Annotated in this window: 19 protein-coding genes; 9 read left to right on the top strand and 10 right to left on the bottom strand. The window is 38.8% G+C overall.

What is annotated here, in order from left to right:
- Positions 1-67 precede the first annotated feature (67 nt).
- Both JK629_RS11265 and JK629_RS11260 read left to right on the top strand, forming a co-directional pair.
- On the top strand, positions 68-781 hold the full coding sequence (locus JK629_RS11265) for a leucine-rich repeat domain-containing protein (RefSeq protein ID WP_202335719.1): 714 nt from the start codon (positions 68-70) through the stop codon (positions 779-781).
- A 370-nt stretch (positions 782-1,151) separates the two neighbouring features.
- Positions 1,152-1,667 (top strand): hypothetical protein, encoded by a 516-nt coding sequence (locus JK629_RS11260; RefSeq protein WP_202335718.1) that lies wholly within the window; start codon positions 1,152-1,154, stop codon positions 1,665-1,667.
- A gap of 74 nt (positions 1,668-1,741) precedes the next feature.
- Here the strand turns inward: JK629_RS11260 and dnaK are convergent, their stop codons facing one another.
- The gene (gene dnaK / locus JK629_RS11255; RefSeq protein ID WP_202335717.1) at positions 1,742-3,658 is read right to left on the bottom strand and encodes a molecular chaperone DnaK; all 1,917 of its coding nucleotides are present in this window, start codon (positions 3,656-3,658) and stop codon (positions 1,742-1,744) included.
- Between the two features lie 235 nt (positions 3,659-3,893).
- Between dnaK and JK629_RS11250 the strand changes: the two genes are divergently transcribed.
- Positions 3,894-4,664 (top strand): DUF1206 domain-containing protein, encoded by a 771-nt coding sequence (locus JK629_RS11250; protein WP_202335716.1) that lies wholly within the window; start codon positions 3,894-3,896, stop codon positions 4,662-4,664.
- 21 nt (positions 4,665-4,685) lie between these two features.
- Positions 4,686-5,444, top strand: coding sequence for an SDR family oxidoreductase (locus JK629_RS11245; RefSeq protein WP_202335715.1), 759 nt, complete (start codon positions 4,686-4,688; stop codon positions 5,442-5,444).
- Between the two features lie 54 nt (positions 5,445-5,498).
- On the opposite strand, the gene JK629_RS11240 is transcribed toward JK629_RS11245, so the two are convergent.
- Both JK629_RS11240 and JK629_RS11235 read right to left on the bottom strand, forming a co-directional pair.
- The gene (locus JK629_RS11240; protein WP_202335714.1) at positions 5,499-6,770 is read right to left on the bottom strand and encodes a Y-family DNA polymerase; all 1,272 of its coding nucleotides are present in this window, start codon (positions 6,768-6,770) and stop codon (positions 5,499-5,501) included.
- Positions 6,767-7,138 carry a S24 family peptidase gene (locus JK629_RS11235; protein ID WP_202335713.1) on the bottom strand — a complete coding sequence of 124 codons (372 nt, stop codon included), beginning with the start codon at positions 7,136-7,138 and terminating at the stop codon, positions 6,767-6,769. Before JK629_RS11235 ends, JK629_RS11240 begins: the two co-directional genes overlap by 4 nt.
- A 122-nt stretch (positions 7,139-7,260) precedes the next feature.
- Here JK629_RS11235 and JK629_RS11230 point away from each other — a divergent pair, with 122 nt between their 5' ends.
- Positions 7,261-8,685, top strand: coding sequence for an L-serine ammonia-lyase (locus tag JK629_RS11230; RefSeq protein WP_202335712.1), 1,425 nt, complete (start codon positions 7,261-7,263; stop codon positions 8,683-8,685).
- Positions 8,686-8,687: 2 nt separating this feature from the next.
- On the opposite strand, the gene JK629_RS11225 is transcribed toward JK629_RS11230, so the two are convergent.
- A complete protein-coding gene (locus JK629_RS11225) occupies positions 8,688-9,152 on the bottom strand; it encodes a nuclear transport factor 2 family protein (RefSeq protein WP_202335711.1) in 465 nt (154 codons plus the stop codon).
- Positions 9,153-9,222: 70 nt separating this feature from the next.
- On the opposite strand from JK629_RS11225, the gene panB reads away from it, so the two are divergent.
- Both panB and JK629_RS11215 read left to right on the top strand, forming a co-directional pair.
- On the top strand, positions 9,223-10,041 hold the full coding sequence (panB, locus tag JK629_RS11220; RefSeq protein ID WP_202335710.1) for a 3-methyl-2-oxobutanoate hydroxymethyltransferase: 819 nt from the start codon (positions 9,223-9,225) through the stop codon (positions 10,039-10,041).
- A gap of 52 nt (positions 10,042-10,093) precedes the next feature.
- The gene (locus JK629_RS11215) at positions 10,094-10,795 is read left to right on the top strand and encodes an RluA family pseudouridine synthase (RefSeq protein WP_202338051.1); all 702 of its coding nucleotides are present in this window, start codon (positions 10,094-10,096) and stop codon (positions 10,793-10,795) included.
- On the opposite strand, the gene JK629_RS11210 is transcribed toward JK629_RS11215, so the two are convergent.
- From JK629_RS11210 to JK629_RS11195, 4 genes are all read right to left on the bottom strand, one after another.
- A complete protein-coding gene (locus JK629_RS11210; RefSeq protein ID WP_202335709.1) occupies positions 10,792-11,445 on the bottom strand; it encodes a response regulator transcription factor in 654 nt (217 codons plus the stop codon). The two genes, JK629_RS11215 and JK629_RS11210, sit on opposite strands and share 4 nt — an antisense overlap.
- Complete coding sequence (locus JK629_RS11205) at positions 11,445-12,242, bottom strand: sensor histidine kinase (protein ID WP_202335708.1); 798 nt, start codon at positions 12,240-12,242, stop codon at positions 11,445-11,447. The genes JK629_RS11210 and JK629_RS11205 overlap by 1 nt, the downstream gene beginning before the upstream one ends.
- 108 nt (positions 12,243-12,350) lie before the next feature.
- Entirely contained in the window at positions 12,351-12,635 is a 285-nt protein-coding gene (locus JK629_RS11200; protein ID WP_202335707.1) for a hypothetical protein, read from the bottom strand.
- Positions 12,636-13,053: 418 nt separating this feature from the next.
- Entirely contained in the window at positions 13,054-13,404 is a 351-nt protein-coding gene (locus tag JK629_RS11195; RefSeq protein ID WP_202335706.1) for a hypothetical protein, read from the bottom strand.
- A 264-nt stretch (positions 13,405-13,668) separates the two neighbouring features.
- Here JK629_RS11195 and JK629_RS11190 point away from each other — a divergent pair, with 264 nt between their 5' ends.
- Together JK629_RS11190 and JK629_RS11185 are read left to right on the top strand one after the other, a co-directional pair.
- Positions 13,669-14,484: a peptidoglycan-binding protein gene (locus tag JK629_RS11190; RefSeq protein WP_202335705.1), complete on the top strand. Its 816-nt coding sequence runs from the start codon at positions 13,669-13,671 to the stop codon at positions 14,482-14,484.
- A 67-nt stretch (positions 14,485-14,551) separates the two neighbouring features.
- On the top strand, positions 14,552-17,125 hold the full coding sequence (locus JK629_RS11185) for a hypothetical protein (RefSeq protein ID WP_202335704.1): 2,574 nt from the start codon (positions 14,552-14,554) through the stop codon (positions 17,123-17,125).
- Here the strand turns inward: JK629_RS11185 and JK629_RS11180 are convergent.
- Complete coding sequence (locus JK629_RS11180) at positions 17,122-18,252, bottom strand: DUF2891 domain-containing protein (protein ID WP_202335703.1); 1,131 nt, start codon at positions 18,250-18,252, stop codon at positions 17,122-17,124. The two genes, JK629_RS11185 and JK629_RS11180, sit on opposite strands and share 4 nt — an antisense overlap.
- Positions 18,253-18,354: 102 nt before the next feature.
- Positions 18,355-21,222, bottom strand: a complete 2,868-nt coding sequence (locus tag JK629_RS11175) for a M16 family metallopeptidase (RefSeq protein ID WP_202335702.1) — start codon at positions 21,220-21,222, stop codon at positions 18,355-18,357.
- Positions 21,223-21,267: the final 45 nt, after the last annotated feature.

The following is a 21,267-nucleotide window of genomic DNA, read 5'->3' as shown; positions in this document are numbered from 1 at the left end:
TAATTTTGTGTTTTAACTTCTTTTGATTTTCTTTTACTACGCTTTAACACTCAAATAGCCCCAAACTATGAAAAAGGCATTACTAACCTTCGTATGTATCTTTATAGCGTCTATAGTTTTAGCGCAAGTAAGCAAGGAAGAAAAACAAGTTCTTTTAGATCTTTATACCGCTACCAATGGTTTGGAATGGAACAAACAATGGAACGTAGAGCAACCCGTAGAATCCTGGTATGGAGTCACGGTTGAAAACAATAAGGTAATTGGCATCAATTTATTGTTCAATAATTTAAACGGGACGTTGCCTGTATCTTTGGGACAGCTAAAAAATTTAAAAAAGTTGGAATTGTCATTCAATCCAATTTCAGGAACCATCCCTGCGGAATTGGGCAATCTGTTACAATTAGAAATTTTAGCAATAAACGGTACTGCCATTAGCGGCAAAATTCCGGAGTCCTTGGGCAAACTTTCAAATTTGAAGCAGTTGCATTTAAGCAGTAATCAACTAATTGGAACTGTGCCCGAAAGCTTAGGAAATCTTAGGCAGATTGAGGTCTTTAATGTATTTGATAACGATTTATCCGGTGCATTACCACAAGAGTTGGCAAGTTGCCCAAATCTGAAACAGCTTATGGTAGCAGAAAATAATTTTAACAATCCGAGTGATTTTTCAGTGATATTGCTGTCAAATTCCGGAGCAAAATTAGACTTACTCAATAATTCCCCACAAATTGAGCCCGCCCAGTCCATAATAGCTGTAGAGCGGGACGAAAATGAAGATTAACACTATTCTATTTCCTCATTTCCAAGCGGTCTGTAACGGGCCGCTTATTTTTTATAACCACGGTAATAAACATATTTTATCGATAAAAAGCATTGCATAATTGAAAAATATTAGTAGATTGCGCTCGGTCTTTGAACCAAGTGGCCCCCACCCACTCCAAAGACCCTAAAGCTTAATATTTGGTTAAAAAAAAGAGCTTTTAAATTGGAGCGGCCTTTTTTGAGGTCGCTCTTTTTTTAATATAGCGTGACATTTTGGATAATATCAAAAGTATGGGGAGAAAATTAAATGTCATATCTAGTAAAGATGAAGACTTATAAATTTAATTACTATATTTCTAAAATAAAACACTAATCTTAAAATTTCAATTTTGAGAATCATTAAAAGTATTTTCCTTTTCCTCTTTATCGCAATGGCCAGTAATGTTTTGTCAGCCCAAGAATATCAGGTACCGCAAAACATCACTTTGGAAAGTGAAACGGATTTCAAAAATTATGAAACTGAAGTGGTAAATGCAATAACCTGGCTGAAAAATACCCCCATAAATCAAAATCCCGCGCAACGGAAAGATGTAAACTCATTTTTATTGCAATGGATGACAGGAACCCCAACAATATCCATAGAGTTGGGAGATTTCCAAACAGGGCTTACGGCTGATAATTCGGATTTATTGGTAATGTATTTGGCAGGTTGGAGCAAATTTGCCATAGAAAATCCTACCGAAAAGGAAAATAAGTTACTGTGCAACCTAGCGGGAGTAAAAAGTGTGCTAAACCTATATTCCAAAAATGTTGGCAAGGGAATCCAGAAAAATAAAAAACTCGAAAAACTGCTAAAAATGGATGAAAGCGAATTGAAGGTTTATGTTCAAAAAGAGATTAAATAAAAACTTTCCTTTAATTAAAAAAAAACCGCAACCCTTTCAGGTTGCGGTTTTTGCATTAAGCTATTTCTAGAAACTTATTTTACTTCTTCAAAATCTACGTCCTCAACGTCGCTGTTTTCAGCGCCGCCGCCTGTGCTTCCCTGCTCGGCTCCAGCTCCGGCATCACCGGTTGGGGCGCCTTGCTGCTCTGCTTGGGCTTTGTACATTTCTTCTGAAGCAACTTTCCAAGCTTCGTTAATCTTATCTAAAGCAGGCTGAATGTTGCTTACTTCTTTGGTCTCGTACGCTTTTTTCAGTTCTTCCAAAGCTTCCTCAATTGGCTTTTTCTTATCGTCAGATAATTTATCGCCAAACTCTTTCAGTTGCTTTTCAGTCTGGAAGATCATTGCGTCTGCTTCGTTCAGTTTTTCAACTTTTTCCTTTGCAGCCTTATCGCTTTCGGCATTTGCCTCGGCATCCGCTTTCATCTTTTTGATTTCCTCTTCGGTAAGTCCGGAAGAAGCCTCAATACGAATGTCCTGCGATTTATTGGTAGCCTTATCGGTAGCGCTTACTTTAATGATACCGTTGGCATCAATATCAAACGTTACTTCAATTTGTGGCACGCCGCGTTGTGCTGGTGGAATACCGTCCAAATGGAAACGACCGATAGTTTTATTGTCGTTCGCCATTGGGCGCTCCCCTTGCAATACGTGGATTTCAACACTTGGCTGGTTATCGGCCGCAGTAGAGAATACCTGACTTTTCTTGGTAGGAATGGTAGTGTTGGCCTCAATCAATTTGGTCATCACACCGCCCATTGTTTCAATACCCAGTGAAAGTGGGGTTACGTCCAAAAGAAGTACATCTTTCACATCTCCGGTCAATACACCACCTTGGATTGCGGCACCTACGGCCACAACCTCGTCTGGGTTTACACCTTTACTAGGTTTTTTTCCAAAGAATTTTTCCACGGCTTCCTGAACTGCAGGAATACGGGTGGAACCACCTACTAATATTACTTCGTCAATATCGCTTTTGCTCAATCCGGCAGCTTTTAGTGCTTTTTCGCAAGGCGCGATGGTTCTTTTTACAAGATCTTCAATCAATTGCTCAAACTTTGCACGTGTCAACGTTTTTACCAAGTGTTTTGGTCCGCTGGCAGTAGCTGTAATATAAGGCAAGTTGATTTCGGTTTGCGTTGAGGAAGACAACTCAATTTTTGCCTTTTCAGCAGCTTCTTTCAAACGTTGAAGGGCCATTGGGTCTTTCTTCAAATCAAAATCTTCTTCTTTTTTGAATTCATCTGCCAACCAATTAATGATTTTTTGGTCAACATCATCACCACCCAAGTGGGTATCACCATCTGTAGCCAATACTTCAAAAACACCGTCACCCAATTCAAGGATACTTACGTCGTGTGTACCACCACCAAAGTCAAAAACCACGATCTTTTGGTCGGTTCCTTTTTTATCAAGTCCGTACGCAAGTGCCGCAGCCGTTGGCTCGTTTATAATACGTTCTACTTTAAGTCCAGCAATCTCGCCCGCTTCCTTGGTTGCGTGGCGCTGGCTGTCATTAAAATATGCAGGAACTGTAATTACCGCGCGGGTAACGTCCTGTCCTAAATAATCTTCAGCGGTTTTCTTCATTTTTTGAAGAATCATCGCGCTCAATTCCTGTGGGGTGTACATACGTCCGTCAATATCTACACGGGCGGTGTCGTTGTCACCTTTTACCACTTTGTAAGCTGCGTGTTCCGCTTCAGATTTAGATTCGGAATATTTGTTCCCCATAAATCGTTTTATGGAGCTTATGGTTTTTGTAGGGTTTGTAACCGCCTGACGTTTTGCAGGATCACCTACTTTAATTTCGCCACCTTCCACAAATGCAATTACGGAGGGCGTTGTTCTTTTTCCTTCGGCGTTAGGAATAACCGTTGGCTCGCTACCTTCCATTACGGCAACGCAGGAGTTGGTTGTACCTAAGTCGATTCCAATTATTTTACTCATATTATTAGTGTTATATATTAAAACTTCGATTTTTAATTACGATTTCTATAAGTCAAGGAATGTGCCAAGGGAAAGTTTATGCCAAGCTGTCAGTTTTATGAGAATTTTCGTAAAAAAAAGGAATCCACAAAAGGGACGAAAAAGGAAGCTTAAGAATTAATAGAAATTTAGAAATAAAATTAAATTTTTGAATATCAACTCTATAAAAGGTAACTTTAAGAAAAAAAATTAAAAGATGAGTAGTAAGAAAGAAAAATTTGCCAGTTTCGGTATCGCAACAAAAGGCATCGTTTATTTCATTACTGGAGCACTTACCGCAATGGCTGCTTTTGGCTATGGCGGAAAAAAATCAGGCTCAGGAGCCGTTATAGATTTTATAGCCAAACAAACCTTCGGTCAAGTATTATTGATTCTATTGGCCATAGGGCTATTGGGATATGTATTTTGGCGCTGGTATCAAGCATTTACCAATCCCAAGGAGATGGAAAACAATACGAAGGGTACTGTAAAGCGAATCGCTTATTTTATTAGTGGTGTTTTATACTGCGTCTTGGCAATTAAAGCCATTAGTACCGTAATAGGCTCCAATAACGGCGGGAAATCTTTTACCACAAAAGTATTTGAATCTGAGTATGCCACCGCAGTTGCTCTAATTATAGGACTTGGTTTAGCCGGAAAGGCATTGTATGAATTATATAATGCATATTCCGGAAAATTTAAAAAAGATGTTGAAAGTGCCGGAATTCCACAAAAAGCCGAAAACCTTATATTGCCAGCCGGAAAAGTTGGACATACCTCACGAGGTATCGTAGCAGGTATATTGGGGTTTCTATTTTTAAAAACAGGATTTGCAGGTAACGCCAATAAATTGAGCAAAACTGATGCCTTTGGGTTTATAGAAAATGAATTCGGAAACATAGTTATGGGCCTCATTGCATTGGGGGTAGTGGCATATGGCGTGTTTATGATAATTAAGGCCAAGTACAGCAGTTTAAGTGTTAAATAACCACCCGCTTAAATTTATAATATGTGGAATCTAAACAATAAAAAAGCCGTCATTACCGGTGGCACCAAAGGAATAGGAAGAGCAACCGTTTTGGAATTTCTTTCGCTTGGCGCGGAAGTTGTTTTCACCGCACGAAATAAAGAGGAAGTAAACACTTTTGAAAAACAACTTCAGAATGACGGTTTTAAAGCATTTGGGGTTGTGGGTGATGTTTCAGAAAAGGAAGATATCGAAGCTCTTTTTTCAGATGTTGAAAAACGTTGGGGAATATTGAATATTTTAGTGAACAATGCCGGAATCAACATCAGAAAAGCTGCAGTAGAATATTCCGAAGAGGAATACCAAAAAATAATTGGCATCAACCTGACCGCTCCATTTCTTTTAAGCCGAAAATTGTATCCCTTTTTGAAAAAATCTGGTAATGCTTCTATTATAAATGTTTCCTCGGTTTCCGGGGTGATGGACACCCAAACCGGTTCGCCGTACGGAATGTCCAAAGCCGGATTGATCATGCAAACAAAAAATCTCGCTACCGAATGGGCACGAGACGGCATCCGCGTAAATGCAATATCGCCATGGTTTACCGAAACACCGTTAACGAGCGACCTTTTAAAATTGAAAGAACGCATCGAACCTGTGCTAAAACACACGCCCATGGGCCGAATTGCCCAAGCAGACGAAATGGCCAGCGTCATTGCTTTTTTCGCAATGGATAAATCTTCTTTTGTAACTGGACAAAATTTGGTTGTAGATGGCGGAATAACAAGTACCGCTATTTAAACCGAAAGCATCATATAAAAAATTCCAAAAGTTTTTTTTGAAATTTAGGATTTTTTATTTGGAATTTATAGACAATAACTCTCCCCACTGTGTAGTATAGCGCGGACTCCTTTCCTTTTTTATGAGTTCCCATTCATGCAAGCGTGTTCCCACCAAACCTGAAGAAATGGTTGCTTTTCCAAATTTGCGGTTGATGGCATCAAAAGTTTCTATCAGCTTTGGGTGGTTCAGTTTTGAAGGCTGGTGAAACAGATTGCCCTGCACATAATCCTGCGGAATGATGCCCGTAAGGTTCACCCCCAATTTTTTGTAGCGATAGCCAGGCTTGTAAATTTCTACCAATGCCTTCCGCGCAGCTGAAATAAGTTTGAAGGTATCGTTGGTGGGAATCTCTAAAGTGACAGTACGGCTATTTGAATATTGCTCATCCACGTTGCTATGGTAATTTGTGATCACGAAAACCTGGAGATATGTAGCACAGGATTTTTGGGCGCGCAAAACTTCACTCACTTCGCTTATGTAATAGGCGCAGGCTTCCTCAATACGTTCCAGATCGGGCAACTTTATGCCAAAGGATTTTGCAGTGCCAATTCCCTTTTTGGGAGGTGGCTGCGTTACAAACTCATTGCAAAGTTCGCCTTTTAGCTCGCGCCAGGTACGCTCGCCTACCACTGTCATTTCCTTTCGCACCCATTGCAGCGGGGTTTCAGTGAATTGAAAAGCATTAAAGACTCCTATATTCTTCAACCGTTCGGCGTGCTTTCTGCCAATACCCCACACATCGCCAATCTTGCACCACCTTAAGGCTTCAATTCTTTTCTCTTCGGAATCGATCACAAAAACGTGGTTGTTTTCTACAATCTTTTTTGCCATTTTATTGGCCAGTTTCGCCAAGCCCTTTGTGGGAGCAATTCCAACGCCAACCGGTAAACCCGTATTCTTGAAAATAGTATCTTTAATTTCGTGTCCGTATTTATTTAGAGAAGCCTTTTTCATTCCTGAAAGATCCGCAAAAGCTTCGTCAATGCTATAAACTTCCACATTGGGCGAAAATGTTCCCAGAATGTTCATAACGCGCTGCGACATTTCGCCATAAAGTGTATAGTTGGAGGAGAAAAAGTTCACTTTATGCGCCAGCAATTGATCCTTTATTTTAAAGACAGGCTCGAACATCGGGATGTCTGTGAGGGCTTTCGCCTCCTTGTTTGCAGCAATCACGCATCCATCGTTATTGCTCAAAACCACAACGGGCTTTCCCAAGAGATCGGGCCGGAAAACCTGTTCGCAACAAGCGTAAAAACTATTACAGTCAACCAGGGCAATCATCGGGCGGAGTGGATTATGTAAGTAATAATTCCCCACACAATGAACTCCCCTTCTTCAGAAAAACCAAAGGGAATACGCTGTATTTTAAATTCCCCTTCCTGAATTATTAGCGCCAAATCATCAAAATTCCTGGATAGTGATCTATCGATAATCAACACATCCCTATCAAGAATATTGTATTCCTTAAAAGCATTTCCGTCAATCCGTACGAAAAAAGTAGCATCGCGATTCACTACCAGTTCTTGGTTCAAATCAATTGTCGGTTCCAAATAATGTGTAGCGGGGCTTGTAAAACCAGTTTGTTTTGACACGCCCGGCTCGTGCCTGCTTTTTACTTTTGTAAGCTTTCCTGAAGTGATAATTTCCATAGTTCAAAAATAGGAATATTTCCTTTTTTATGGAATATTTCCATTATAAATTATAAACAATTCCTTACTTCCCTTTAGCAAGATCCCTTAAAATTTCTTAGGTTTGAATTAAGAATAAATTTATGGAAAGTATCAGCGTTTTTGACATGTTGAAGATAGGAGTTGGCCCGTCCAGCTCCCACACTTTGGGCCCGTGGCGTGCCGCCCTACGATGGATTGGCGAACTGAAAGAAAAAAACCAGTTTGATGGAGTAGCCCAAATTTCAGTGGACCTCTACGGTTCGCTTTCACTCACAGGAAAAGGCCACGCGACGGATCTTGCGGTAATGCTAGGACTTTCAGGCTTTGATCCGGTAACTTTTCCTATTGAAAATATTGAAAAGGAAATTGATTTTATCAATTCTGAAAATAAGTTGAAGCTTAACGGCGAAAAGGAAGTACCTTTCTTTCCGAAACAAAACATAATCTTCAATCGCAAGTTTTTGGAATTTCATCCCAACGGCATGACTTTTCGGGCTACGCTGAATGATGGTTCCAAAAAATCTTCTTCCTTCTATTCTATCGGGGGCGGTTTTACAGTAAAAAAAGAGCGAAAACGCAAAAAGATAAAATTAGCAAAATTTGCGCAATTCCCTTTCCCTATTGAAAAAGGAACGGAACTATTAGCATATTGCAAAGCCGAAGGAAAAAGCATTTCTGAAATAGTTCTGGAAAACGAAAAATCACTGCGAAGCGAAGCCGAAATAAATGACGGCTTAAAGAAAATCTGGAATGTAATGCTAGATTCCATGTACGTTGGCGCCCATACGGAAGGCACGTTGCCTGGCGGACTGAACGTTACGCGCAGAGCTTTTGAGATGAATAAAAACCTAATTGGCAACCATAAATACACAAATGCCGAGGAATGGATTGCAGCCATTAGGAATACAGAAGTTAAATTTCGGCAAATCCTGAAATGGGTTTCGTGCTTTGCCCTCGCCGTAAATGAAGTAAATGCTTCCTTGGGCCGCGTGGTTACTGCACCCACTAACGGAAGTGCGGGTGTGATTCCTGCAGTGATGATGTATTATATGGTGATTGAAAACCACGATGCCAATTTTGAGGATGTTCGAAAATTTTTGCTCACAGCAGGTGAAATCGGTAGCATTTTCAAAAAAGGTTCTACCATTTCGGCCGCAATGGGTGGTTGCCAAGCAGAGATTGGCGTTTCATCCTCAATGGCTGCGGGCGCGCTATGCGAATTAATGGGCGGGACACCAGAACAATGCTTGATGGCCAGTGAAATTGCAATGGAACATCATCTAGGTATGACCTGCGACCCCATTGCTGGTTTGGTGCAAATTCCTTGTATAGAGCGCAATGCGATGGGCGCCATCAAAGCCATCAATGCTTGTGAAATGGCTCTGGATAGCGATCCTTCAAAAGCAAAAGTACCCCTCGATAAAGTAATCTCAACGATGTGGGAAACCGCAAAGGATATGACTTCAAAATACAAGGAAACCAGTGAGGGTGGCTTAGCTGTGCAGGTAAATATTAGCGATTGCTAATATCATTCAATTTTACAGCTCCCAATGCGCAAGGAATCTATAAGGCGCAATATTTTCCAGCTTTCATCGGTATAAACAAGAGTGAAAGAGTTGGCCCCACAATGACTGAACTTGCCATTAAGATAGTATTCATAGGGACTCCACACATGGGCAATATTTCCATCACTATTCACAATGTAATCGGTCAATTTTTCATCCCATACTTGCTCTTTTCCCGTTGTGGCAGCATAAGTAAGCAATTCCGACGCCCGAATGAACATTAGAATATTTTCCTGTTCGGTATTCACGTATGCGCGATTCATAGTCATATTGGGATGCATGACCGATTTCATTTTTAGGGTGTCGCCGGCTCGGTACCCATCCATAAAAATATTAATGATTATTTTTGCATTTTCTGAGGAAAGGGACTCCTGTCCAAAACTTTGAACTGCCAGTAAAATGGAAAAAAGAAAGAATACAGATTTCATATTCAAAAAATAATTGGTTACTTATCAAAAATAGTACTTTTACACTCTAATATATAGATATTTTAGAAATATGTCAACAGCCAAAAAAGAGTACAAACGTATTACCACCAAAACTTTGGTGGACATGAAAAGGAAAGGCGAAAAAATCTCGATGCTCACGGCATATGATTTTACAATGGCCAAGATTGTGGACAGCGCCGGTATAGATGTAATTTTGGTGGGCGATTCGGCATCCAATGTAATGGCTGGCCATGAAACTACGCTGCCGATTACGCTGGACCAAATGATTTATCATGCGGCTTCTGTGGTTCGCGCTATCGAACGCAGTTTGGTTGTGGTTGATTTACCTTTTGGAAGTTACCAAAGTGATCCAAAAGAGGCATTGCGCTCAGCAATAAGAATCATGAAAGAAAGTGGCGGTCACGCTGTGAAGCTTGAAGGCGGAAAGGAAATAAAGGAATCCATAAAACGAATTTTGAATGCGGGAATTCCCGTGATGGGCCATTTGGGTTTAACCCCCCAATCCATCTATAAATTTGGAACTTATACCGTGCGCGCAAAGGAAGAAGAGGAAGCGGAAAAACTAATCTCTGACGCATTATTGCTTGAAAAAGCAGGTTGTTTCGCAGTGGTGTTGGAAAAGGTTCCCGCTAAATTGGCACAGGAAGTTGCAGAAAAAATAAGCATTCCCGTAATCGGTATTGGTGCCGGAAATGGTGTTGACGGACAGGTTTTGGTAACCCACGATATGCTTGGTATGACACACGAATTCAATCCACGTTTTTTAAGAAGGTATCTCGATTTATATACTGAAATGAAAAGTGCTTTCAGTAAATACAGCGAAGATGTGAAGAGCGGTGATTTTCCAAATGACAGTGAACAATATTAATAGGTGATTAGATTTTTAGAATCCAAAAATCGAGCAATCCAACAATCCAACAATCCAGAAATCTAGCCCACATAGCACTAAAGATAATCTTCAGGTTCTATTTGAAGACAACCATTTAATTGTCGTAAACAAGCGCCCGGGCGATATTGTGCAGGGCGACAAAACGGGCGATGCGCCTCTTTCCGAGGTTGTGAAGGAATACATTGCCGAAAAATACAACAAGCCCGGCGCAGTATTTCTTGGGGTAGTTCACAGATTAGACCGACCTACAAGCGGGATTGTGGTTTTTGCAAGAACTTCAAAGGCATTGGCGCGATTGAATAAAATGTTTTCAGAAAGAGAAACCGAAAAAATATATTGGGCAATAGTGAAGAATTCTCCCCCAAAAATGGCGGATACGCTTACACATTTCTTAAAAAGAAATCCAAAACAGAACAAATCATACCCTCACATCAACGAAGTTCCGGGCAGCAAAAAAGCGATCCTCCATTATAAACTTCTGAAAAAACTTGACAATTATTATTTACTGGAAATTATACTGGAAACTGGCAGGCATCATCAAATTCGGGCACAGCTATCGGCTATTGGGTGTACCATTAAAGGAGATTTGAAATATGGGTTTGACAGAAGTAATACAGATGGAAGCATTCACCTTCATGCAAAAACGCTTAGATTAACCCATCCTGTGCAAAAAGAAGAAATTTGTATTGATGCGCCCCTTCCAAATGATGCCGTCTGGAATGCTTGTAATTAAAGATGAATTAGATTTTTTTTAAGAGCAAATATTACCAACCCTACCCTGTTTTTTATTTTAAACCGCTTAAATAATTCTTGACGGTATCCATCAATAGTTTTTGGACTTAAATCCATTATATTGGCTATTTCCTTATAAGTCATTTCAGAACAGGCCAATTTTATAAAAGTAAGCTCGTTTTCTTTAAGATCAAGAATTCTTCCTTCCTCATCGGGCGTTAGGGAATGCAGTAATGTTTCAGATACTTTTTCAGAATGGTAATACCCTTTTTCTATCAATTCACAAAGGGCTGTGTGCAGTGTATTTGGATTTATATCCTTTAACAGATATCCCTTCGCTCCTCTGCGCAACATTCTTAGAATGGCCTGCTCTTCATCTTCCATAGAGAGTATTAGCACACCTATACTGGGGTGATGTTGCATTAACCATTCAGCTGTTTCAAAACCATCCATGACGGGCATATTGATGTCCAGCAGTATGATTTCAGGCTTTTCAGAACTTCCTTCCATTATTTTTTGAAGTTGTTGTCCATTTTTAGCATAAAAAAGCACTTTGAAATCTGAAAACGAATTGATAAGTTTTCCCAAAGAGGTGGCAAAGAGCGAGTGATCATCAACAATGGCAACTGTATGTTTTGTGTTTTCGCTCATTAGATATTTTTGTAGGGATAACTTAAATATAGTTGAGTACCTTCTCCTTTTTTTGAGGTTATGGTGTATTCAGCACTTATAAGTGCTGCGCGGCTCTTCATTGTTTCTATTCCTGAATTGTCACTTTTCGCCAAAGTGTCGAAGCCAATACCATCATCCATTGCTGAAATATCCAAGGTTTTTTCTTTATATTCTAAATGTACAAATAATTTTGAAGCTCGTGCGTGTTTTAGCACGTTAGAAAGAAATTCCTGCAGAATACGGAAAAGGATAATTTCGTTCGCGCTATTTATAGGAATTATGTCGCCTGTTATTTTTAGTGAGGCATCTAGGTAGCCAAGTCGCTTAAATCGGTCAAGTTCTACCTTTAGGGATGCAAGCAGGCCGTTTTTTAGGACTACATCGTTGTTGAGCACTTTGGAGAGAGAGCGTATTTCTTGAACAGATTCTTGCACTATGCCCTTTGTTTCCTGAATTTGTTCGTGATAAGTAGCAGGGATGGAATTCATCAAAACATTCAATTGAATATTTGCAACAGAAAGCAATTGGCCCACGTTATCATGCAATTCCCAAGCGATGTTTTTTAAGGTTTGTTCTTGTATCTCTATTTGTGAATCTGCCAATTCGCGCTGGTATCGCTTCTCTGCTTCATACCGTTCCTTTAAAAATTTATTTTTTCGACGCTGAAAAGCAACAAAAAACACAATTGCAAATACCGCAAAAAACAACAATACGGCAATAAAATAAACTATTAAAAGTTTTTCTTGGGGAAGTAAGGGTCCTTTTTCGGTAAGCATATCAAAAATCCAGCTATATAGATGGAATACAGTAAGTAGTTAGTCCCAAAGATAACCCGTCTATACAATATGACAAAGTCAGGGTCTATAGAATTACTATAATAAGAGCTATAAAGGAATAAAGGTGTGGTACAAAGGTGGAAAATCAAAGCTCCCACCGAAACATAAAAAGGCAAGCTCTTTTGCACCATCAGAATTTGGTCGCTTTTCAGCAACTCCAAATAGTAAAATGCTATGCTCAAGAATACAAGAAGGGTGCCCACAATATTGCAAATTGGCATGAACCCCACGAAAAACCCTTTCGATACGATAATCTCCAAAATGCTCACGGCCAAAAACACAACCGATACCAGATTTAAAATCTTTATTGATCTTTTGGCCGCTAAGTACCATTTAAAATAATTTATGTAAAAGAGATAGCTAACGATCGCATAAATATTTGCCAGCCAATAATTACTTTCAAAACCTGTTCCTTCCAAAAAATTTAAGATCCCATCTTCAATGAAAACCACGTACCATCTTAATATTTCTGAAAATATTGTAAATCCTAAGAAAGAAACAAAATAATAAGTAGGTGTGGATTTATTTTTTGTGTAGTAATAAACACCAAAAATAAAAGCAAGAAGCTCAAATATGTTAACAAATATGGCTGCTAGCACTTGTTGAAAAAATTTGAGTATTATGATTTATCATTTTGAAAAGAGATATTTCTAAAATTACTTTTAAATAATTGAAAAGAATAAATGTAAAGGAAACATTCATTTTAGTTATTACTAAATTAAAAAAACAGGAAAAATAATATTTAGAAAACTTAATAATTCTTCGGAGGAAAACCAGATATTCCTTGATTCAAAGGCTCCAAATTATAATTGTTCGGTGATCCCGGAGTTATACCATTAGTTGGTGCTAAAAATACAGTTGCTTTGTCATTAGTAGCATTATCATAAGCAGCAAAATAAATCCGGACGCCAGGCTGCGCCCCCATCCCCGAACCTGCATTTATATAATCTAAAAACTGTTGAAGTTCAGCAACGCTGAATAAAAACTCACGTGCATCCGGCGAGCCCTGTGCCCGTTCAATATCTACGGCACGGGTTGCTACCCAGTTATTTTGTAATTGTCTTGCTTCGGCTACGGTAATACAATTTGATGGTTTTGACATAATTGAGATTATTTTTTGGTTATAGAAGAAACGAATGTAGCAAAAACATTCAAAAAAGCGCACTCACGTCTAAATAAACAGGAAAAATCCTATATAAATAGAGGAATTTTCCTATAAAAAATAAGGGTTTTTCCTTCAACACAATGGGTAAAACACTTCTAAAAAAATAGTTAAAACACTGTTGTATAAAGAGTTAATAGTAAGTATATTTAATGATGCTTAAGAAGCATAGATTTTTAGCATTGGGGAAGCAAAGAAAATAATATGAAAAAAAACAAATATTTAGACGAACTCACCATTACCAAAACCCAAAAAAAAGACGGTGACAATAATAAAAAGGATGTTATGAAAATTCAGTCGTGGCTGTCCCTTTATGCAATTCAGCATCCCGCAAGCGGAACGGTCACGGGTATCGATGGTGATTTTGGACCGGCAACCGAAAAAGCAGTCAAGAATTTTCAAAAATCCATTCAAGTAGAGCAAAATGGGGTTGTTACTCCACAACTTTTTGAAAAACTCTCTCAAGGGATGAAAGATGCTTTTGAGAAACCATTGCAATCAAGTTCGTTGAGAAATGCTGTTGTGGAAGCGGCCGAAAATCATTTAAAAAATACACCTTTTGAATTGGAAATAAAAGGACAGCAAAACAGTGGCCCTTGGGTGCGGGCGTATATGGACGGTCACGACGGTTCGCTCTGGTATTGGTGCATGGGGTTTGCGCAAACAATTTTAGACCAAGCCGCCAGTGCGCTCGGGAAGGATTTCCGCAGCTTAATGCCTCTTACTTACAGTTGCGATACCGTTGGGACTACAGGTTTAAGCAAAGGGTTGTTAACTCGTTACCAATCTGTCCGCAACAATCCTTCGGTGATGAAACCGGGCGATTTTTTTCTATTGCAAAAATCGAGATATGATTGGACGCATACAGGTATTATCATTTCCGTGGGTAACGACGTGATTGAAACCATTGAAGGAAACACTAACCAAGCGGGCTCCCGTAACGGAATTGCCGTTTTAAAAAGAACCCGTAATTTCAGAAAATCGAAACTGGATGTCTTCTCAATCGAGCCATTGGTATAATTTATTGTTATTTCAAAAAAAAATTTTCTAGATAATTATCTTTAAATTAGAAGCTTATATTTTTTTCATGAAAGAAACTGAAGAAAAAAAATCTTGGATAACAAAGTTGATTGATGTTGTGCATCATCTTTTCAAATCTTTCAAAAACTTCTTTAAGTCTTCTATTTTAAGTCTTTTGGTCATTTTGATCATTCTTTTATTGTTGACCCAAATGGATCAGGCCTTCACTATGATGGTTGATTTGATAGAGACCAAATGGGTTTCCTTGTTTTTGGCATTCTTTTTTATCAACGGGCTGGCTGTTGCGCTTTCCCACTACCCTATTTATACCTATTATGCTGCTGATCTCAATAACAGTGGCGATTATACCTACTGGCACGCAAAGCACCCCCTAAACTGGTGGATTTTTAAAAAATTCACGATTTATACTTTTACCACAGATAAAAATTCTGGCTACAAACCGGATAACTGGGCCAATTATTTCCGCTATTCTACGGGCATTTTGATACACATTGTTTGGATCCACTTCATTATAAGCAGTTTTAAGCCAAACTTTATTTTTGAGGATTTTCCTTTTGATAAGGTTAAGATCATTATCTACGTGCTCCTTCTTGTTCCCTTTATACTTTATATCTATTTGAAAGAAAAAATTAGCAAATATGAAAGTGAAAAAACTACCGAAGAACTTCCTGAAATACTTATAAAATTATACAGAAAATTAGCCCTTTGGTATTTAATCATAGCAATTTTATGTGTGGTCTTGCTGCTCAACACACTCACATGGGGAAATTTCAGTCCCGGGGGTTTTATACTGTTATTGTTGACGAGCTATGCGTGCATGTTCAATTATATTTTTTTCAGATTGTTGCGTTCCAAATTCAGTTTGATTTTAAATACCTTAACTAGCGCCAAATATCTTCCCGTACGGATATTTTTTGAAAAAATCCACTTTCTGGAAAAATCAGAGAACTATCTGTTAATGTTTTATTTGAACTTTTTAGTGGCTGCAATTTTTCTTTTCGTTCTCACATTGGCCAGCATTCTTGGTTGGCCCCTGATGAATGGCGTTCCCATTTTACTCGCTTTCTTCTACTTTTATTATTTTATAATGGCTAGTTTGGGCAAGTACTTTTTTGTTGCCAGAAAAAAGCAATTGCTGACCACCAAAAGTTATCGTGCCTTTTTGGCAATTAGCTTAATATTTTTCGCGCTGGTAATTATTACAAACTGCACCAATACCGAAGTAACCACCCACGAACTGGATCTGGTTGAAAATACAAAGACCGAAATACCCGAAGCTGTATTTCTGGATAGTCTAAAAGCAAAAAAGGACAACACACTTTTCTTTATAGCTTCACACGGCGGCGGCTTAAAAGCAAACGTTTGGACACTTAATGTGCTGAACAAATTACAAACAAATACTGAGGGAAAACTTTTGAAGCAAAGTATTGCTTTTTCAGGTGCATCCGGCGGTTCGTTAGGCCTGGCACTATATACGGGGCTTTTTAAAGAAAATGGCCTGGATACCCTTCGAATTAAAAAGAAAATAGATTCCCTTGCAAAACAAAATTACACTTCTTTGGATTTAACCTTAACTTTTGGACTGGACACCTACCGCAAACTGTGGCCATTCAGCCAACGTATAGGCCTTCGCGACCGTCCATACTACGCAATGGTGAAATATCAAAACACCATCCAAAACACGCCTTCAAAACACCTTTCTGAAATTTCCTTTCGCGATTTCTGGAAAGAAGCCTTTTTGAAAGATGGTTACTTTCCATCATTAATTATGAATACTGCGGGCCAAAAGGGAAATCGTGGCATTCTCTGGTCAGTGAAGCAAAAAGATTTTAACGCTATTTTTCCTTATGCAGAAAACCTTGCCGATTTGGCAGGTAATAAAACCATCCCATATTACCAAGCTGTTTCAACCACAAACCGATTTCCTATTTTTAGCCCCGCTGCAAAGATAAAGGGCCACGGCCACTTTATAGATGCGGGAGCTATTGACAACAGCGGGCTTTTGGGATGTTTGGATTTGCACAATTACTTGCTGCGCAATCAAATTTTGGGCAATAAACAGATTGCATATGTTGAAATAATAAACAGTAAAAGTCTGTACACAAATTATTTGATTGAAAAATTCAAAAAAGAAAACAAAATCCTGCACATCCACAAAAACGAAAATGAGTCCGATAATATCGTCGTTGATTTGGAAACGGGGCTCAATCTGGACAAAATCCCAAATTATCTCAGTGATTATTTGACTAACTGGGAAGAATCCGCCGAGGGAAACCTGCGATATTTTAAAATTTTTATGCCGCACAAAGTCTCCATTGATGATGTGGAAGCTTTTTTTAAAGGATCAATTACAAACGAAAGTACTCGCTTCAAACTTAAACTTTTTCTTGAAAAAGAAAATGATCTCATCCTTTCCTTAACTGAAAAACCGAATAAATCCTTTTTCGATCCGTGGGAGTTTTACGAACCAACACTTTCGAGGCATTTAAGTGAAAGTAGTCTGAATTACATTGATGCCATTTTGAAGCATCCGCTGCTCGAAGAACAGTTTTCAGAAATTGAAAACCTTATAAAAACAAAGAAAGTTGAGAAAAATACCAATCCAAAAATTACTTTTTAATGGACAGATTTTTCTTGCAAGGTATTCAAAGCATAAATTGCAAAACTGCCAAGCCAATGGCCACCTTCATAAGTATCGCCCACTAAATTTGGGTAGGAATAGGCTATGTGCTCATTGGCAATGTTTTCTAAGTGTTTGTATTGTGGATAATGTTTTGCCAAACCATACAAGACCCAAGCCCTACTGAAGTTTAAACCATCTAAATGCACTAACTTTCCATCGGTTCGGTCACTTACCTCTCCTACTTTTAAGTGATAATTTTTATTGACCAATTGCGCCATGAATTTGTCAAGCCAAGGAATAAATTCTTCCGGAGAAAGCACACGGCGCATTATATCAATTTCTTCCAGACAGGGTGAGAGAAAATCGTATCCGCTGGGTTCCCAGGTTATTGGGCAGTTTACATCATTTATATAAAAATCTCGGGCACGCTTTTCAATTAATTGTTTTAATTCCAAATCGCCCATAGTTTCAGCGTAGTCATAAGCGAAAGTCAATCCGAAGGCTGTATTGGTATGCTGGCCCACTCGGATTGGGTAATTCAGTTTTGGAAGAAATTCTTTGTAACGAAGCACAATAATATCTGCCAATGGTTTTAGGTTTTGTCCCAAATCCTTCGCCATTGGGTCGTCCCAATTGTGTAGTTCTTCTGAAAGTTTTAGAAGCCAAGCCCAACCGTAGGTTCTTTCAAAAGATATATTGATGGGCTTTTCAAAAAAGGCAACCTCGGTAGCCACATTTTCTGCAGTGATTTTTTCTTTCAGCAATTTTCTAGCTTCCTGAGCCTTGTCCATTGCTGGAAACTGTCTCAGCAATGTAACCATTGACCAGTATCCATGAACGGCACTATGCCAATCAAAACAGCCGTAGAATATAGGATGTACAGCGATTGGTTCCACCAAATCTGCTTTGCTTTCTAATGTCTCGCCAGGTTTATACGGATATTTCGTGCCCACACAGTGTAGGGGAAGTTCTAGGAGTTTATTAGCTTCCATCACAGTAAATGTTGGTTTAGGAAATTCTTGATTGGCGGGATCTTCGTCCTTAAAAACTTCTGGGCTTTGATCTTGATTTTTACAGCTAAAAAACATAATTATGAAGAATAAAGGTATATATAGTTTTTTCATAAAACTGTAGAATTTGTATAAAGATAAAAAATACAAAGCCACGCATTCAGGAATAATTTTTTATTCCTGAATGCGTGGCCAATAAATTTTTAATAATAACTTTTATAGTTTCACATCATCAAGCTTTACTTCCTCACCGTTTTTATCAAGCAGTTTTACTTCGTCAAAACCCATATCCTTAAATTGTGCAAACTGGGTTGCGGCATCGCCAACAACCAAGTAAGCCATTTTAGAAGCATCCAGATATTTATTGGCAAGCGCTTTATGTTGTTCCAGCGTCATATTTTGCACTATAGCTTCCTCTTTTTCAATGTAATTTGCCGGAAGGTTATATTCGTTGATTTCTTGTAACATTCCCAAAAGTGAACCCTGTGTCTCAAAACGACGGGCGTTAGATTTTATAAGTGCATTCTTCGTAAATTCAAGATCTTCGGGAGAAATACCTTCTTTGTATTTTGAAATTTCATCCCTAAAAATCTCTACAGATTCTCCAGTGGTATTGGTTCTAACGCTTGAAGAAGCTGTAAATGTTCCAGGAATTTTACTTCCGCTGAAACCGGTTCGTGCACCATAAGTATAGCCTTTTTCTTCACGCAAGATTAAATTCACATTTCCTGAAAAAGAGCCACCCAATTTATAGTTCATCACTTCCGCTGGGTAAAAATCGACATCGGTTCTTGGCAATGCTATATAACCAACATTAATTACAGATTGCTTAGCGTTTGGAATATCTACAAAATAAAGGGAGGCTTTATCTCTATTATTTGCAATTGGATATTCAGGAATAGCAACCTTCTTTGCGGCCCAACGCTCTTCCAAGCCTTTCAAATCTTTCAAAACTGCCTCTTTGTCAATTTTTCCAACTACTTGGAATGAACTTATAGAAGGCGAAAAATTCTTGTTGTAATACTCCTTTAAATCGTTCATGGTAATTGCCTTTACAGATTCAACGGTTCCAATAGCAGGATAACTGAAAATATGGTCTTCTCCGTAAAGAATTTTATTGTAGACCCGATTTGCAACTACATTTGGGTTTGCATCGGAACGTTCTATTTGGTTAATGGTTTTGGTTTTAATACGGCCCAATTCTTCTTCATCCCAACGCGGTTCTAAGAGGATTTCGGTTACCAAATCCATTGTTTTATCGAAATTACGGGTCAAGGTATTGCCTCTAATTACGATAGATTCATCCGTAGTGTACATATTGATGCTTGCACCCAAAAGGTCAATGGCTTCCTCCAACTCTTCAGGGGTTTTATTGGCTGTACCTTCCATTAAAATATCACTCATTAAGTTTGCCACTCCGTTTTTTTGCATATTATCTAGTAGGTGGCCACCTTCAATTACCAAACTGAAGTTAACGGTTGGAATTTCGTTCTGCTCAATTCCAGAAACTTTTATCCCGTTTTCAAGCGTTGCATTCCAAATTTCGGGAATAGACAATTCAGGGGCTGTCCCTTGAACCGGTGGGGTGGAACGGTCAAAGCTGGAAGGTGTTTTTACAATTTCCGTATCTGCATTTTCAACGGTTTTAGTTACATTTTCCTTAATCTCCTCTTCTACCACATTTGCTTTTTCTGAATTTTCAGCGATAAGCTCTAACTGCCCTTTTGGAACAAAACTGGTCATTACGTAGGGTTTATCTTTTATATAGTTATTGTAAACACGAACCACATCTTCCTTGGTCACTTTTTTGATGTTTTCAATATCTTCTGTAATAAAACCTGGGTCGTTGGTAAACACATTATATCGTGCCAATTGGAATGATTTACCCAACACGCTACTGATTCCGTTGTAAAATTGGGTTTCGAGACCTGCTTTAATTCTTTCAATATCACGATCAGTCACTCCTTCTTTTTCAAAAAGGATAAAAGCCTCATTTATACCACTTTCAATGGAATCTAGATCAACTCCATTGTTTGCTGTTATCGAGATTTGAAAATCGCCCGCCAATTCACTTGAGTTATTGTACGCTGTAGTTCTGGCGGTAAGATCTTTTTCTTTCACCAAAACTTTATACAGTGGCGCTTTTTTTCCTTGTGAAAGTATTTCACCAAAAAAATCCAGCGCATACGCATCTTCAGTATATTGTTGCACCGTTGGCCAAACCATATTTAGTTGGGGGGCTGTGGCAAAGTTATCTTCATGATAAAGCCTTTTTGTCTCCGCTAAAGTCACGGGTTGTGGTTTTAAAGGCTCCACTTCTTGGCGACGCTTTATTTCACCAAAATATTTTTCAATCATTTTTTTGGCTTCCTCGGTTTCAAAATCTCCCGCTAAAACTAAAGTTGCATTATTAGGACCGTAAAAGCGATCGTAAAACTCCTTTACGTCTTCCACAGTCGCATTTTGAAGATCTTCCAATTCGCCAATTACCTGCCAATTGTATGGATGCCCTTCGGGATATAAATTTTTGTCAATTACCCAACTGGTGTGCCCATAAGGATTATTGTCAACCCTTTGGCGCTTTTCATTCTGCACTACCTCTTGTTGGTTATAAAAGGCAGATTCTGTTACTGTATTTATTAAATAACCCATGCGATCGCTTTCCAGCCACATTACGGTTTCCATTGCATTTTTGGGCACCACTTCATAATAAATCGTGCCATCTTTCCACGTTCCGCCGTTAAGTGTTCCTCCGGCATCTTGGATTGTTTTAAAAAACTGGTCTTGCGGTACATTTTCAGATTCTTGAAAAAGCATGTGCTCAAACAAGTGGGCAAAGCCGGTACGTCCCGTTTTTTCACGGTTTGAACCTACGCCGTATTGTATGGCGAGTGAAACAATCGGGTCGCTTTTATCTTGATGAAGAATTACATCTAGGCCATTATCTAATTCGTATTTTTCAAATTCCACGGAAAGTTTGGCGCTTTCATCGGTGCTTGCCTCTTGTTTTGACTTACAGGAAAAAGCTATCAATGTTGCCATAGCTATTGCCACAACACTGATTTTAAGTGAGTTTTTAAACATAATTGAGTATCATTTTAAGAAAGTTTTAAAGATACTATGTGAAGC

The organism is Aequorivita iocasae (assembly GCF_016757735.1).
GTDB classification, from domain to species: Bacteria; Bacteroidota; Bacteroidia; order Flavobacteriales; family Flavobacteriaceae; genus Aequorivita; species Aequorivita iocasae.
The sequence above is the reverse complement of the archived record's forward strand: the minus strand, read 5'-3'. Positions and strand labels throughout refer to the sequence as shown.

Excerpts from the sequence above, each read along its gene's own strand:
- JK629_RS11265 (WP_202335719.1), top strand. The coding sequence starts at position 68 with ATGAAAAAGGCATTACTAACCTTCGTATGTATCTTTATAGCGTCTATA.
- dnaK (WP_202335717.1), bottom strand. The coding sequence starts at position 3,658 with ATGAGTAAAATAATTGGAATCGACTTAGGTACAACCAACTCCTGCGTT.
- JK629_RS11250 (WP_202335716.1), top strand. The coding sequence starts at position 3,894 with ATGAGTAGTAAGAAAGAAAAATTTGCCAGTTTCGGTATCGCAACAAAA.
- JK629_RS11245 (WP_202335715.1), top strand. The coding sequence starts at position 4,686 with ATGTGGAATCTAAACAATAAAAAAGCCGTCATTACCGGTGGCACCAAA.
- JK629_RS11240 (WP_202335714.1), bottom strand. The coding sequence starts at position 6,770 with ATGATTGCCCTGGTTGACTGTAATAGTTTTTACGCTTGTTGCGAACAG.
- JK629_RS11235 (WP_202335713.1), bottom strand. The coding sequence starts at position 7,138 with ATGGAAATTATCACTTCAGGAAAGCTTACAAAAGTAAAAAGCAGGCAC.
- JK629_RS11230 (WP_202335712.1), top strand. The coding sequence starts at position 7,261 with ATGGAAAGTATCAGCGTTTTTGACATGTTGAAGATAGGAGTTGGCCCG.
- JK629_RS11225 (WP_202335711.1), bottom strand. The coding sequence starts at position 9,152 with ATGAAATCTGTATTCTTTCTTTTTTCCATTTTACTGGCAGTTCAAAGT.
- panB (WP_202335710.1), top strand. The coding sequence starts at position 9,223 with ATGTCAACAGCCAAAAAAGAGTACAAACGTATTACCACCAAAACTTTG.
- JK629_RS11210 (WP_202335709.1), bottom strand. The coding sequence starts at position 11,445 with ATGAGCGAAAACACAAAACATACAGTTGCCATTGTTGATGATCACTCG.
- JK629_RS11205 (WP_202335708.1), bottom strand. The coding sequence starts at position 12,242 with ATGCTTACCGAAAAAGGACCCTTACTTCCCCAAGAAAAACTTTTAATA.
- JK629_RS11200 (WP_202335707.1), bottom strand. The coding sequence starts at position 12,635 with ATGGTACTTAGCGGCCAAAAGATCAATAAAGATTTTAAATCTGGTATC.
- JK629_RS11195 (WP_202335706.1), bottom strand. The coding sequence starts at position 13,404 with ATGTCAAAACCATCAAATTGTATTACCGTAGCCGAAGCAAGACAATTA.
- JK629_RS11190 (WP_202335705.1), top strand. The coding sequence starts at position 13,669 with ATGAAAAAAAACAAATATTTAGACGAACTCACCATTACCAAAACCCAA.
- JK629_RS11185 (WP_202335704.1), top strand. The coding sequence starts at position 14,552 with ATGAAAGAAACTGAAGAAAAAAAATCTTGGATAACAAAGTTGATTGAT.
- JK629_RS11180 (WP_202335703.1), bottom strand. The coding sequence starts at position 18,252 with ATGAAAAAACTATATATACCTTTATTCTTCATAATTATGTTTTTTAGC.
- JK629_RS11175 (WP_202335702.1), bottom strand. The coding sequence starts at position 21,222 with ATGTTTAAAAACTCACTTAAAATCAGTGTTGTGGCAATAGCTATGGCA.